Source organism: Catenulispora pinisilvae (assembly GCF_015356865.1).
GTDB lineage: Bacteria > Actinomycetota > Actinomycetes > Streptomycetales > Catenulisporaceae > Catenulispora > Catenulispora pinisilvae.
This window is the reverse complement of sequence record NZ_JAAFZA010000129.1, coordinates 14,345-28,977: the sequence shown is the minus strand read 5'-3', so window position 1 is coordinate 28,977 and position 14,633 is coordinate 14,345. Positions and strand designations below refer to the sequence as shown.

Here is a 14,633-nt window from a genome sequence, read left to right as displayed (position 1 = left end):
TGCCTACAGTGCCGGTTCTCGGGAGTCAAGTTCGCGCTGTACGCGGCCGCCACCTGCACGCCTGACCGCAAGGGCGCGGACTTTACTCCCGGGGTTCGGCGCTGTACCCCTTGGGGCTGACGACGCGACCGTGGGGAACGGACCGCACCACCTCACAAACCGCCGCCGCAGGGCCCTGACCCGGCCACCCTATGGAATTGCGCCAGTTCCCCGAGGGAGCCGAGAGCCCCCGCCGGAGGCGCCTGCCGTTGACTTCAGGTGCCCACCACGCACGACCGCCGCCCGCCAACGCAACGCGTGCGCAGTGACTCGGACCGCCGCGCACCACTTGCACAACCGGCAGCCGCCCACGCGCATCGAGTGGCACAGCGAACTGCGTCTCGATCCGTGATTAGTCAATACCAGGTAGTTCCGTAAAAAAATGCCTTTAACCAACCCACCAACCGCAAGTCACAAGCTAGAACCCCGCCACTGACACCCGCCACTGACACCTGTCCACCCACACCTGAACCCGCTCGCTCACCTGCCGAATCCGATACACCCGCCCGTCTGCGGAACCCACCACACCGACAGCGCGAACGTTGCCTGATACGGCACAAGAGCAAGAGCAAGAGCTAGTGCTAGAGCAAGAGGCTGCGGGACTGCTGGTGACTAGCTGCTGCCAGTGCATCTCACCTACCCCGCCGACTTCAGCGCCTCCTCCAGAAACTTCGCCAGCTCCGCCGTGTCCCCCAGGTACCGCTCATAAGGGAACCCGGCCTGGACCAGTGCGTTCTGCAGCACGTCGTGCAGCGGCCTGCCGCTCTCGTGGAAGACCTTGCGGCCGGCTTCCGTCGTCTCGACCAGGCGCCTTCGCGCGTGCTCGGGATCCACCCGCACCCGCACCATGCCCGCTGCCTCCAGCGGCCTCAGTGCGCGGCTGATGGCCGGGTCGGACACCGACAGGGCTTGGGCTAGGCGGTGCTGGGTCGCCGGTTCGATGTCCTCGAGGGTTCCCAGGAGGCGCATCTGGCTGTAGGTCAAGGCGTTGGCGGTGTCTTCGGTCAGCTGCTTCGTCGCCTCTCCGAGCAGGTAAACCACGCGATGTAACAAGTCGGCCAGCCCGTCATCCATGGGGCGAGCCTACCAGAGAGTTGCGTGGTTAATATTAACCATGCAAGACTTATTTTCATGAGCCACACGACCTACGCCGTGAAGACCGCCTTCCCCGCGATCTGGATCCTGATCGCCGTCGTCGGCGCCTACGTCCGCACCCGTCACAGCCCCTCCCGTGAAGCGGCGCTTGAGACCTGGCAGCGCTGGTGGGCCGTGGCAGCCCTCGGCTGCGGGAGTCTCTACATCTGCATCTCGTTCCTGGTGGGCCAGCAGTCAATGGCCGACGCGATCGGCTTCACCCGCAGTCCGTTCCAGTTCGAGATCGCGTTCGCCAACCTCGCCCTGGTGGTCATGGCCTTGCGGGTGGCCCGTCCCGGGACCACCCCCCGGGAGCGCATCACCGTCGGCCTCGGCGCCGGGGTGTTCCTCTGGGGCGCCGCCTTCGGCCACGTGTACCAGTGGTTCGCCAACCACGACCACCAGCCCGGGAACACTGGCGGGGTGCTGGCCGCGGATGTGCTGTTCCCGGCGGTGATGATTGTGCTGGCTTGGCGGGCGCAGCGGTTGGGGGTCGGTGCTGCCGGCGCTCGCGCCGAGGCCGGCGCCGGGCAGGTCGCCGAGTTCGGCGGCAAGCGGCACGCTGCCTCTTCTTGAGTCTGGGGTTCTTGAGTCTGAGGTCGTCCCTCGTTCCCTTGCCGGGCGTTCACTTCGGGTGAGCGCCCGGCATCGTGCGTTGTCTGTGGTTCAGCTGTGCATCGTGGTTCAGCTATACATCCGATCTCTTGGCGAGGCAAGGCTCGTGGATGCCCACTGACTACGGAATCTTGCGCCGAATCCCGCTCCCGGGGTTGACAGACATCCGAGGAATCATCAGGGTGACGCCTGAAGAGTAAGGGATGTTAACGCGGAGGTGACGAATGATCAGTACCTTGCGACGCTCCAGACGTGTCGCGCTGGCCCTCGGCGCGGCGGCGGCCCTCGCGGCGGGCACCACGGCCGCTGCCGCCTCGACAAGTGCCGGCTCCGACAACCACCGAGGCGCCACGGTATTCGTGTCCCCGTGGGGTGACGACCACGACAGCGGCGCGAATCCCGGCCACTCCGTGCGGACCCTGCAACGGGCGCAGCAGGTCGTCCGATCGCTGGACTCTGCGATGAGCGGCGACATCCGCGTGGAGTTGGCCGACGGTACGTACTCGATGGCGCAACCACTCGCCTTGGACTCCCGCGACTCCGGCACCAACGGCCACACGGTGATCTGGACCGCCGCCCCCGGCGCGCACCCGGTGATCAGCGGCGGCACGCGGGTCAGCGGATTCCACCCCTCAGGGCAGACCACCTCGTCCGGCGCACAGATCTGGTCGGCTCCGGCGCCGGCCGGGCTGCCGTCGCGCGAGATGTTCATCGACGGGCACCGCGCGTCGCGGGCGTCCGGCGCGGTGCCGGTGACGCTGACCGCGACGGCGACCGGCTACACCGCGTCCTCAGATCTGATGGCGGCGTGGGGGAATCCGACCGACATCGAGTTCGTATACAGCGGCGGCGACGGCTACTGGTCGCTGAGCACCGGCGGCCTCGGCGCCTGGACTGAACCGCGTTGCCCGATCGCGTCCGTCTCCGGCACGACGATCACCATGGCAGAACCCTGTTGGGTCAACTCCACCCAACGCGTGATGCGCACGGACGGTTCGGGACGGACCGTGAACCTCGTCGGCCCCGCCTCGGTGGGCAACCACGAACTGCCGACGTCGGTGGAGAACGCACGCGAACTCCTCCAGCAGCCGGGCCAGTTCTACTACGACGCCAAGGCCGGTCGCGTGGACTACGTCCCGCTGCCCGGTGAGAAGCCGGCCCACGCCGACGTCGAGTTGGCCACCGCGCAGACGCTGGTCAGCGGGAGCGGTACGGCTGAGGCGCCGGTGCACGACATCGCGTTCTCCGGCTTGCAGTTCTCTTACGGGACATGGAACCAGCCGAGTTCGAATGAGGGTTTCTCGGAGATCCAGGCCGGCTACACCATCACCGGCGCCAACGGATACGCGACCCAGGGCCTGTGCCAGTTCATCCCCGGCGGCACCTGCCCGTTCGGCGACTGGACCAAGGAGCCGGGGAACATCTCCTTCAACCACGACCAGCGGATCTCGTTCACCGGTGACGTCTTCACGCACCTCGGCGCGGCGGGCCTGGACCTCGGCGACGGCTCGCAGAACGACACGGTGCAGGGCTCGGTGTTCACCGACATCTCCGGCAACGGCGTGGACCTCGGCGGCGTCGACGACCCGATGCCGGCCGTCGCGGGCGACCACACCGTCGGGAACCAGATCACTGACAACCACATCTTCTCCACCTCGGTGGAGTACCGCAGCGGTGTCGGGATCGACGTCGGCTACGCCGAGAACACCCTGATCTCGCACAACCAGATCGACCACACCCCCTACACCGCGATCTCGATCGGCTGGGGCGGCTGGCCGGACAAGATCAAGGCGCCGGCGATCGCCAACTCCAGCCACGGCAACGTGATCTCGGACAACCTGATCTACGACGCGATGCAGTACCTCGCCGACGGCGGCGCGATCTACACGCAGGGCATCACCGGGTCCTCGCTGGCCGACGGTGAGCAGATCAGCGGGAACGTCATCCACGACATCCTGGACCACGGGCACGCCATCTACTGCGACAACGGCTCGACGTTCATGACCATCACCTCGAACGTCGAATACAACAACCAGAACGACTGGGGTTCTCCGCACGGGGACTACGTGCCGCCGGCGGACGGCTCGACCGACGACCCGCTCGACGTCGAACACAACTACTGGCAGCAGGGCGACAAGGACTCCAACCAGAAGAACGTCGTGGTGGCGGCCAACACCATCATCGGCGGTCCGCAGGACGCGCCGAGGACTCTGGTCGACGCGGCCGGACTGGAGCCGCGGTATCGCAGCCTGCTGAGTGTGGATCCGGGACGCGGCCGAGGTGCGGTCCCGGCGGCCCCGGAGCAGGCGGCGGCATCCGCGGGGGAGGGGTCGGCGTATGTGTCGTTCACACCGACCTTCTTCGACCAGGGACGCCCGGTGACGGCCTACACGGTCACGGCTTCCCCTGGTGGCAAGCAGGTGAGGGTGGACGCGCCGACGTACCTGAAGTCGTTCTACGTGCTGGTGCCCGGCCTTACGGACGGAACGGCGTATACGTTCACTGTCACGGCCGACACTGCCCGTGCCTCCGAGTCCAGCGCACCTTCCTTGCCGACCCGCGCGGTGACGCCGGGTCCGACGACCGCCCTCCCGGCAGCTCCCGCTTCCGCGTCGGCTGACGTCGGCGTGGGTGACGTGAGCGTGCACTGGAACCCGGCAACCGTGGCCCACGGCACGTCGCCGAGCCTTTCGTACGACGTGACGCTGACGGACCAGAAGACCGGCGCTGTCACCACGGTCACCGAGACCGGCAAGACGGAGGTGTGGGCGACTAACGGCCGCGACACGTTCGCCGTCGTCAGCGGTCTTACACACGGCGACGCGTACGCGATCACGGTCGCGGCCCGGAACGCCGCCGGGGTCGGACCCGCGGCGTCTGCGGGGGTGGTGACTATCGGCTAGCGGTGGCGCTGGATCGCGCGGCGGCCAGTGGCGCGTAGAGCTCTGGCCGCCGCGCCTTCATCCACCACCGCCCGACCGAGCCGGTGACCAGGTCCATATCGAGATCCGCAGCGACCATGTCGCTTTCGATGGACCGGCTCTCGGCGATGATCTGGCCGCGGGGATCGACGACCATCGCGCCGCCGGTGCGCAGCTCGTCATCGTCGCGGCCGACGGCGTTGCTGAAGACGATGAACATCCCGTTGTCGTGGGCTCGGGTCGGCAGATGGCGCAGCAGCCAGTCGCGTCCGGTCGGGCCGTCGAACGCGGCCCGGACCGCAGCGGGGTTCTTCGCGCGGTTCTCCCACAGCGACAACGGAAGCGGGTTCTCGCCGAACGGGACCATGGTGTGCGTCCCACCGGTTTGGTGCGGCGCCAGCAGGATCTGCGCGCCGAGAACAGCGGTCGCCCGCACGTTCTCCACGATGTTGTTGTCGAGGCAGATCAGAACCCCGAGACGTACGCCCCACGGTGTGTCGAAGACCGTGTAGCCATCGCCCTCGGAGATGCCGGGGTAGCCGGAGGTGTGCAGCTTGCGGTGGATGCGGACGGTGCCGTCCGGCAGGCAGACCACGTAGGCGTTGAACAACAGGCCGCCCCGCTCCGCGATCAACCCCACCGCGATGCCGATCCCCAACTGGCGCGCCAGCTTCCGGACCCGGGCGATCGACGGCCCGTCCTCGGGTTCTGCGATGGCGCGCAGTTCCACGGCCGACCGCTTCGTGAGGTGCCGGTTGCCGACCAGGCACAGCTCGGGAAGGGCGACGAACTGGACGCCGTCCTTGGCCGCGGCGCGGGCGAAGCGCTCGACGCGTGCGAGGTTGTACTGCTTGTCCCGGGGGTGGGGTTCGAACTGGACAGTCGCGACTCGGATCAGCATGAGACCCATCGAAGCCGTGCCGCTTCGATGCGTCCAATGAATGTTCGATGGCCATCGATAGGCCTGGGGAATGGAAAGCGCTCGACGTGGGCGAGCCGCGAGCCAACCGGCTCGGCAGCCCCGCCCACGCCCGCGCGGCTGCCGCGTGTCGCAGCGCCCGGAAGGGTTCAAGACGCGTGCGGGACGCAATGATCGGAGGGTGCGCCGGATGCCCCCGTCGTGCTTCCCAGCAGATCGGATCGGACTGAGCAGTGGAGCCGGAGCCGCAGCGGGTGGTCGTGGTCGGCAGCGTCAACGTCGACGAGGTCGTGGGGGTGGCGGCGCTGCCGGCACCGGGCGAGACGGTGCTCGGCCGGGAGCGCGCCACCGGCCTCGGCGGCAAGGGCGCGAACCAGGCGGTGGCCGCCGCGATGGCCGGCAGCACAGTGGCGTTCGTCGGCGCGGTGGGCGCCGACCCCCAGGGCGAGGCGGTGCTTGAGCAACTGGCGACGCACGGCGTCGACACGTCCCTGGTGGCCCGGCTCGACAAGACGGCGACCGGCCGCGCCCTGGTGATACTGAGCGAGGCCGGGGAGAACGAGATCATCGTGATCGGCGGAGCGAATCAGGCCCTGGACGAACAGGCACTGAATCGCGACACGCTCCGCGACGCCGCAGTGCTGGTGCTGCAAGGCGAAGTGGCACCGAGCGTGAACCGCGCCGCACTGCGCCTGGCGGCCGAGGCCGGGGTACGCCCGGTGGTGAACCTGGCGCCAGTCCACGACCTCGGCGCCGAACTGGCCCACGCGGATCCGTTGGTGCTCAACGAGATCGAGGCCGGCCAACTCATCGGCGCGGAGCTGACAACCGCGCAGGACGTCACGGCCGCGGCGGCACAGCTACGCGGCCTCGCGCGATCGGTACTGGTAACGCTCGGCGCGTCAGGCGCGGTCCTCATCACTCCCGATAGCGAGGACCACCTACCCGCACCGCGCCCGAACCGCGTCCGCGACACGACTGGCGCGGGCGATGCCCTGGTCGGCGTCCTGGCGGCCGCCCTCGCGCAGGGCTTCGAACTCCGCCCGGCGGTCGAGAGGGCGATCCGCGCCGCGAGCCTTTCGGTCACGGAGGTTGGCGCCGCGGCGAGCTACGAGGCTTTTCGGGGACAGCTCGACTGATCGGAACTCGCCTTGCCCAGCACCCGCCAGCCCCAAATACACACCCCAAAAACTGCCGCGTTTCCAGATCCCTGAACCAGCGGTCGAACTCGTTGACGCGACCGAGGGGCTGGCTCTTGTTCCGACCTGCTGGAGATGAAGAAGCCTGAGGTGCGGCGGGGTCGTGAACACGAGAACCGGCAGCCGACACACAGACTCGCCGCCCCGAACCCCGAACCGGCATAACCATGACCGAAGGCCGTAAAAGGCCTTGAAACCCACACGCCGACCGTAACCCGGCTCGAAACCTCTGCGCCTCGAAGACTCCCCGCCTCAGAAGCGCAAACCGAAGATCCAAAGGATCCAACCCCGAACAGGCGGCTCCTAGCTCACCTGCCCGTTCGCCCCTAGCTCACCTGCCCGTCCGCCCGTCCGCCCGTCCGTCCGCCCAAGCCTTACCCGCCATCACCTATCCCAGTGCCCTGCGCTTGCTCACCATCCGGCGTCAGCCCCGCCACCAGATTCTCCACATGCGTCTGCGCCCACGAAGCGACCATCCGCTCCGGCGTCGCGTGATAGAGCTCCGCCAGCGCCGCCAGGTCCTTCGCCACCTGCCGGGACAGCGGCACTCGCAACGTCACCGTCTCCGGATCCCCGCCCGGCTCCTTCTTCGCCACCCGGCCAGTGTCCCACCGCGCCTAAGCGCCCGCCCCCGGCCCGCCTCCCCTTGACATGCAGCCGCCCGGCTGCCTAAATTAAAGGCAGCCGAAAGGCTGCATATCAGCGACCACCACGACCGGGAGCCACGAGAGCAGCATGGACGAAGTGTTCAAAGCGCTAGCCGACCCGAGTCGCCGCGCGCTGCTCGACTCGCTCAACGCCCGCAACGGGCAGACGCTGCGCGAGTTGTGCGCGGGGCTCGACATGGCCAGGCAGTCCGTCAGCAAGCACCTCGCCGTGCTGGAGGAGGCCGGGCTGGTCACCACGGTGCGGCAGGGCCGCGAGAAGCTGCACTACCTCAACGCCGCGCCCGTGCACGAGATCGCTCACCGCTGGATCAACCGCTTCGACCAGGCCAGGGTGCAGGCCCTGGCAGACCTGAAACTCGCCTTGGAGGGCAATCCGATGGACGCGCCGACCTTCGTCTACAGCACCTACATCCGCACCACCCCGCAGAAGCTCTGGCAGGCGCTGACCGAGCCCGCCTTCACGCGCCGCTACTGGTCCACGGAGTTCGCCACGGATTGGTCCGTCGGCGCCTCGATGACCTGGGACAACCACGGCGTGCAGATCAGCGACCCGGAGCAGGTCGTGCTGGAGGCCGATCCCTACAGCCGCCTGTCCTACACCTGGCACGCCATCACCCCCGAGCTCGGCAAGCGCCTCGACTGGGACGAGGAGTTGACCGCCAAGCTGGCGGGCGAGTCCCGCTCGAAGGTCACTTTCACCATCGAGGAGGAGGGCTCGGAGGTCGTGAAGCTGACCGTGGTCCACGACGGCTTCGAGGCCGGATCGGCGCTGGCCGAGATGGTCGGCCAGGGCTGGCCGGGTGTGGTGGCGAGCCTGAAGTCGCTGCTGGAGACCGGCGAGCCGCTGCCGATCGGCGCCTGAGGCGACTACCCGGTCTCCCGCCGCTCCACGACATACCCGGCGGCGTTGTACACCTGCCGGAATCCCGCACTCTGAGCCTGATCCAGAATCGTCGCGGAGTGCGAGAGCCAGTCGTCGGCAGCGGTGTCCAGCACCAGCCAGTCGAAATCCGCATGCGCGAACACGGTGTCAGTGGCCAGATACACCCGCGCCGTGTCCGTCAGATGCGGAGCCAGCGGGCCGCTAGCCGCGACGCGCGCCCCGTCCGGCACCAGCGCGACGGCCTGCCGCGCGGAAGCGGTCCGCGGACCGTCGTGCCAGAACGCCGGACTGAACGCGGTGCGCAGCGGTGACAGCGGGACGAGGGCGACCGCGACCGCCGTCACCGCGGCCGGCAGCCGTCGCGCCAGCCACCGAAACGGAACGGGCCCCCGCTGGAGGGCGTCGATCAGCGCGAAGAACACGATCGGCATCAGGATCGCCGAGTAGTGGTAGTTGGTGTCCCAGTACATGTGGTCGCCCGAAGTGAAGCGGAGCAGCAGATCGGGAACGGCCAGCAGGATCAGCGGACTGCGCAGCGCGAGGAACGCTGTGGGGACCAACAACATCGCCAGCGTCTTCAGCTTGACCAGCGGCCAGACCAAGTGAACCGGTATCAGCCAGGGTTTCGACAGTGCTGAAGCGCCGGACGACTGCCGCCCGCTGCTCTGTAGATACGGATACACGTGCTGTGGGTTGAAATGCGGGACGACCACCAGCACCAACAACGTCGTCGTGACCGGCCCCACCACACACAACACCTGCCCGACCCGCCGGTCGTGCCGCCAGATCAGCAGCCCGAGCACGGCGATCGTCAGCCCCATGTCCTCCTTGACCAGCAACAGGCTCGACGCCCACCACGCGCACGCAACCCACCGCCCAGCCAAGTACGCGTCCAACGCCAATGCGATCAGCGGCACCGCGAACGCGGCCTCGTGGAAGTCGAAGTTGACGAGTTGCTGCAAACCCCAGCTCATCGCGTACGCGACGGGAATCCACCAATGCGGAGCGGCGCGACGGGCGACGACGAACACTGAGAAACCCACCAACGCGGACTGCGCGATCAGCAGCAACTCAATGTGCGGCCACAGCCGATACAACGGCCCCAGCACGCCCACGATCGGCGAGAAGTGGTCACCGAGCAGCGGAAACCCGTGTCCCCAAGGCCCCGACGGCGCGCTGTCGGACCTGATCGTCGACACCGGCAGATGGCCGGAGGCGTAGGAGCGCACGCTCTGCCCGAAGATGCCCAAGTCGTAGGCGTTGGACCGGAACAGCGCGTGCCGCCGCAGCGAGAACACCGCGTAGACGACCGTCGTGGCCAGGGCCAGTGCCGCCGAAGTCCGGGTCGAGGAGGACGTGTCCTCCTCGACCCCGACTCCGGTTCTCGCGACGCCTGCGTCCAACACGGCCGGCACCCCCACCATCCCGAGGGTCGTCCCCCGAGCCCGGTTCGCCATCCTGCCATGTGATCAGAGGACTACGGATGGTGAGAAGGGTACTGATCGCGCGTTCTGAAGTTTGTAAGATCCGGCGGCAGTGGTTCCGGGCCCTGATACGTCGAGAAGTCGAACCGCCTACCCGACCCGGTGCAGGCTCGACGTCCGCACCACTAACTCCGGTTGCAGCACCACGGTCTGGTGCGCGTGCGCGCTCTCCTCCCCGCCCACGGCATCAGCCTCCGCGAGCAGCATCTGCGTCGCCAGCCTCCCCATCTCCGCGGCCGGCTGCCGCACTGACGTGAGCGGCACCGCGACCGCGGACGCGAACTCGATGTCGTCGTACCCGACGATCGCGACTTCCTCGGGTACCTTCACCCCGGCGGCATACAGCGCCTGCTCCAACCCCAGCGCCAGCAGGTCGTTCGCGCAGAACACCGCAGTCGGGCGGTCGGCCAGGCCCAGCAGCCGCGCGGCGGCGTCCCGGCCCGCCGCGATGGTCATGTGGACGGTCGGGAGTTCGTGCAGGGTCTGCGGCGGCAGCCCGGCGGCGGCGATGGCGGCCAGCGCGCCAGTGCGCCGGTCGCGGATCTGTTGCAGGTGCGCCGGCCCGCTGATGTAGGCGACGCGGCGGTGGCCCTGCGCCAGCAGGTGCTCGACCGCCAGCCGGCCGCCGGTGACGTCGTCCACCGACACCGAGCAGACCTCGGCGTCCTCGACCAGCCGGTCCACCACGACGTACGGGATCCCCTGGCGGCGTAACGGTTCCAGCGAACGTCCGGTGGGATCGGCCGGGATCACCAGTACGCCGCGCACCTGCTGTTCGGTGAACAGCCCGATGTAGTCCGCCTCGTCCGACGGCGACTGCGCGCTGGTGCACACCATCACCCCGAGTCCGGCGGCCCGGGCGGTCCGCTCGGCGCCGTTGGCGACGTCGACGAAGAACGGGTTCGCCAGGTCCAGCACCAGCAGCGCGACGATCCGGCTGGTCCCGGTCCGCAGCTGGCGCGCGGACTCGCTGCGCACGTACCCCAGCCGCTCCACCACGGCCAGGATCCGGGCCCGGGTCTCCGGCGCCACCGAATCGGGCCGGTTGAAGCTGTTCGACACGGTGCCGACGGACACGCCGGCCTCCCGTGCGACGTCCGAGATCCCGACTGTCTTCTTGGCCACCTGAGCCCGCCTGCCCGCTAGCGGCTGGACGCCGACTGAATGGTTTCACCGGTCGGCCTCACCTTACAGGCCGGTCCGGGCAGCGGCCCCACCTGGGGGTTCGTTCAAGATCGGGTTCCCGTCCCGGGATCGGCTCTTGACGTCGTCCTGAGCGCCGCCTAAGGTCGGCAGCAGGACGGGATTGAATCGATTCAATCCCGTCGGCGAGATCCCGAGGAATTCGCCGACGAGTTCACCGACGGCAATCACCGGCCAGACCATCGGCCAGACCACCGGCCGGACATCGGCCGAACCCGTCGGCGAGATCGTCGGCGAAGTCCATCGACCACGACCCCCGCGAGGTGGAGCCATGCCCGACCTGTCGGCCGTGAAGGCCGCCCTGAAGGCGCAGGAGATCGAGACCCCGTCGTGGGGCTACGGCAACTCCGGCACCCGGTTCAAGGTGTTCGCGCAGGCCGGGGTGCCGCGGGACCCGTTCGAGAAGCTGGCCGACGCCGCCCAGGTGCACGCCGCCACCGGGGTCGCCCCGCTGGTGTCGCTGCACATCCCGTGGGACCGGGTGGACGACTACGGCGCGCTGGCCCGGTACGCCGAGGAGCTCGGCGTGCGAATAGGGATGATCAACTCCAACACGTTCCAGGACGACGACTTCAAGCTGGGCTCGGTGGCGCATCCGGACCCGCGGGTCCGGCGCAAGGCCGTGGACCACCTGCTGGAGTGCGTCGACATCATGGACGCGACCGGCTCGGCCTCGCTGAAGCTGTGGTTCGCCGACGGCACCAACTACCCGGGCCAGGACGACATCGTGGCCCGGCAGGACCGGCTGTTCGCGGCTTTGTCAGAGGTCTACGACCGGCTCGGGCCGGAGCAGCGGATGGTGTTGGAGTACAAGCTCTTCGAGCCGGCCTTCTACGCCACCGACGTCCCGGACTGGGGCACGTCCTACGCGCACTGCCTGAAGCTGGGGCCGAAGGCGAAGGTGGTCGTGGACACCGGGCACCACGCGCCGGGGGTGAACATCGAGTTCATCGTGGCGTTCCTGCTGCGGGAGGGCAAGCTCGGGGCGTTCGACTTCAACTCCCGCTTCTACGCCGACGACGACCTGATGGTCGGCGCCGCCGATCCGTTCCAGCTGTTCCGGATCCTGCACGAGGTGGCCAAGAACGGCGGCTTCGACAAGGCCAACGGCGTGGCGTTCATGTTGGACCAGTGCCACAACCTGGAGGCCAAGATCCCGGCGTTGATCCGTTCGGTGATGAACGTGCAGGAGGCCACGGCCAAGGCGCTGCTGGTGGACCTGCCCGCGCTGCGGGCGGCGCAGGCGGCCGGGGACGTGCTCGGCGCGAACGCGGTGCTGATGGACGCCTACAACACCGACGTCCGCTCGATGCTGGCGGACCTGCGCAAGGAGATGGGGCTGCGGCCGGACCCGCTGGACGCCTACCGGGCCGGCGGCTACGCGGAGAAGATCGTCGCCGAGCGGGTCGGCGGGGTGCAGGCCGGATGGGGAGCTTGATGAACGACAGCCTGAACAACGACAGCCTGAACAACGACAGCCCGAACAACGGCAGGCCGAAGAACGACAGGCCGAACAGCGGCAGCCCGAACAACGACATCGTGGCCGCGCTGGTGGCCCGGTCGAACCGACTGGGCGCCGATCCGCGGAACACGAACTACGCCGGCGGCAACACCTCGGCGAAGGGCGCCGTGACCGATCCGGTGACCGGCGGCGACGTGGAACTGTTGTGGGTCAAGGGCTCCGGCGGCGATCTGGGCACCCTGGCGCCGGCCGGGCTCGCGGTGCTGCGGCTGGACCGGCTGCGCGCGCTGGTCGACGTCTATCCCGGAGTCGAGCACGAGGACGAGATGGTCGCGGCGTTCGACTTCTGCCTGCACGGCAAGGGCGGCGCCGCGCCGTCGATCGACACGGCGATGCACGCTCTGGTCGACGCGCCGCACGTGGACCATCTGCACCCTGATTCGGGGATCGCGCTGGCGTGCGCGGCGGACGGGGAGAAGCTGACGGCTGAGTGCTTCGGGGATGCCGTGGTGTGGGTGCCGTGGCGGCGGCCGGGGTTCCAGCTCGGGCTGGACATCGCGGCGGTGAAGGCGGCGAATCCGCAGGCGATCGGGTGCGTTCTCGGCGGGCATGGGATCACGGCTTGGGGCGATTCGGCGCCGGAGTGCGAGGCGAATTCGCTGCGGATTATTAGGACGGCCGAGTCCTTCCTCGCCGAACAGGGAAAGGCTGAGCCGTTCGGAGCGGTGATCGCAGGCTTCGAACCGTTGCCCGAGGATGAACGTCGAGCGCGCGCGGCTGCGCTGGCCCCGTATGTCAGCGCTCTGGCGTCCGCCGATCGCCCGCAGGTCGGCCACTTCACCGACGCCGAGGTCGTCCTCGACTTCCTGTCCCGAGCCGAGCATTCGCGGCTGGCCGCACTGGGTACCTCCTGCCCCGACCACTTCCTGCGCACCAAGGTCCGCCCGCTGGTCCTCGACCTGCCGGCCGCCGCGCCCCTCGAAGAGGCGATCGCCCGCCTCGCCGAGCTGCACGCCGACTACCGCACCGAGTACGCGGCCTACTACCACCGGCATGCGACCCCTGATTCGCCCGCGATGCGCGGCGCGGACCCGGCGATCGTCCTGGTCCCCGGGGTCGGGATGTTCTCCTTCGGCCGGGACAAGCAGACCGCGCGGGTCGCCGGCGAGTTCTACGTCAACGCGATCAACGTGATGCGCGGTGCCGAGGCGGTGTCGGAGTACGCGCCGATCGAGGAGTCGGAGAAGTTCCGGATCGAGTACTGGGCGCTGGAGGAGGCCAAGCTGGCGCGGATGCCGAAGCCCAAGCCGCTGGCCACCCGGGTCGCCCTGGTCACCGGCGCGGGGTCGGGGATCGGCAAGGCGATCGCGTACCGGCTGGTCGATGAGGGCGCGTGCGTGGTGGTCGCCGACCGGGACGGGGCGGCGGCGCAGGCTGTGGCCGCCGATCTGGGCGGCGCGGACCGGGCGGTCGCGGTGACCGTGGACGTGACGTCCGAGGAGCAGGTCGCGGCGGCGTTCGACACGGCGGTGCTGGCGTTCGGCGGCGTGGACCTGGTGGTCAACAACGCCGGTATCTCCATCTCGAAGCCGCTGCTTGAGACCACGAGTGCGGATTGGGACCGGCAGCACACCATCATGGCGCGCGGTTCGTTCCTGGTGTCGCGGGAGGCGGCCCGGGTGATGACGGCGCAGGGGCGTGGCGGGGACATCGTGTACGTGGTGTCGAAGAACGCTGTCTTCGCCGGGCCGAACAACGTCGCGTACTCCGCTGCCAAGGCCGACCAAGCACACCAGGTGCGCCTGCTGGCCGCGGAGTTGGGGGAGCACGCGATCCGGGTGAACGGCGTCAACCCCGACGGCGTGGTGCGCGGGTCGGGGATCTTCGCCGGGGGCTGGGGTGCGCAGCGTGCTGCCACCTACGGGATCCCGGAGGAGAAGCTGGGCGAGTTCTACGCGCAGCGGACGCTCCTGAAGCGGGAGGTGCTGCCCGAGCACGTGGCCAACGCGGTGTTCGCCCTCGTCGGCGGCGACCTGACGCACACCACCGGGCTGCTGGTGCCGGTGGACGCGGGGGTCGCGGCGGCCTTCCTGCGGTGAGCGAGCG

The 14,633-nt window shown here is 68.8% G+C and carries 11 protein-coding genes; 6 read left to right on the top strand and 5 right to left on the bottom strand.

Annotated elements, in window-relative coordinates:
• Positions 1–675: 675 nt before the first annotated feature.
• Positions 676–1,113: a MarR family winged helix-turn-helix transcriptional regulator gene (locus tag IZR01_RS29675; protein ID WP_194899290.1), complete on the bottom strand. Its 438-nt coding sequence runs from the start codon at positions 1,111–1,113 to the stop codon at positions 676–678.
• A 57-nt stretch (positions 1,114–1,170) separates the two neighbouring features.
• Here IZR01_RS29675 and IZR01_RS29670 point away from each other — a divergent pair, with 57 nt between their 5' ends.
• Together IZR01_RS29670 and IZR01_RS29665 are read left to right on the top strand one after the other, a co-directional pair.
• Positions 1,171–1,749, top strand: a complete 579-nt coding sequence (locus tag IZR01_RS29670; RefSeq protein WP_228556056.1) for a DUF6790 family protein — start codon at positions 1,171–1,173, stop codon at positions 1,747–1,749.
• Positions 1,750–2,024: 275 nt separating this feature from the next.
• Positions 2,025–4,691, top strand: coding sequence for a fibronectin type III domain-containing protein (locus IZR01_RS29665; protein WP_228560491.1), 2,667 nt, complete (start codon positions 2,025–2,027; stop codon positions 4,689–4,691).
• Here the strand turns inward: IZR01_RS29665 and IZR01_RS29660 are convergent.
• Complete coding sequence (locus IZR01_RS29660; protein ID WP_228560489.1) at positions 4,681–5,610, bottom strand: nitrilase-related carbon-nitrogen hydrolase; 930 nt, start codon at positions 5,608–5,610, stop codon at positions 4,681–4,683. The two genes, IZR01_RS29665 and IZR01_RS29660, sit on opposite strands and share 11 nt — an antisense overlap.
• A gap of 251 nt (positions 5,611–5,861) precedes the next feature.
• Between IZR01_RS29660 and IZR01_RS29655 the strand changes: the two genes are divergently transcribed.
• On the top strand, positions 5,862–6,767 hold the full coding sequence (locus IZR01_RS29655) for a ribokinase (RefSeq protein WP_323747136.1): 906 nt from the start codon (positions 5,862–5,864) through the stop codon (positions 6,765–6,767).
• Positions 6,768–7,201: 434 nt separating this feature from the next.
• On the opposite strand, the gene IZR01_RS29650 is transcribed toward IZR01_RS29655, so the two are convergent.
• Entirely contained in the window at positions 7,202–7,423 is a 222-nt protein-coding gene (locus IZR01_RS29650) for a hypothetical protein (RefSeq protein ID WP_194925771.1), read from the bottom strand.
• A 139-nt stretch (positions 7,424–7,562) separates the two neighbouring features.
• Between IZR01_RS29650 and IZR01_RS29645 the strand changes: the two genes are divergently transcribed.
• Complete coding sequence (locus IZR01_RS29645; RefSeq protein WP_194898925.1) at positions 7,563–8,357, top strand: ArsR/SmtB family transcription factor; 795 nt, start codon at positions 7,563–7,565, stop codon at positions 8,355–8,357.
• A gap of 5 nt (positions 8,358–8,362) precedes the next feature.
• On the opposite strand, the gene IZR01_RS29640 is transcribed toward IZR01_RS29645, so the two are convergent.
• A complete protein-coding gene (locus IZR01_RS29640) occupies positions 8,363–9,835 on the bottom strand; it encodes a DUF2079 domain-containing protein (RefSeq protein WP_194925770.1) in 1,473 nt (490 codons plus the stop codon).
• A 117-nt stretch (positions 9,836–9,952) separates the two neighbouring features.
• Positions 9,953–10,987 (bottom strand): LacI family DNA-binding transcriptional regulator, encoded by a 1,035-nt coding sequence (locus IZR01_RS29635; protein WP_194898927.1) that lies wholly within the window; start codon positions 10,985–10,987, stop codon positions 9,953–9,955.
• A 349-nt stretch (positions 10,988–11,336) separates the two neighbouring features.
• Here IZR01_RS29635 and rhaI point away from each other — a divergent pair, with 349 nt between their 5' ends.
• Positions 11,337–12,503 (top strand): L-rhamnose isomerase, encoded by a 1,167-nt coding sequence (gene rhaI, locus IZR01_RS29630; protein WP_194898928.1) that lies wholly within the window; start codon positions 11,337–11,339, stop codon positions 12,501–12,503.
• Positions 12,503–14,626: a bifunctional aldolase/short-chain dehydrogenase gene (locus IZR01_RS29625; protein WP_194925769.1), complete on the top strand. Its 2,124-nt coding sequence runs from the start codon at positions 12,503–12,505 to the stop codon at positions 14,624–14,626. Before rhaI ends, IZR01_RS29625 begins: the two co-directional genes overlap by 1 nt.
• Positions 14,627–14,633 lie beyond the last annotated feature (7 nt).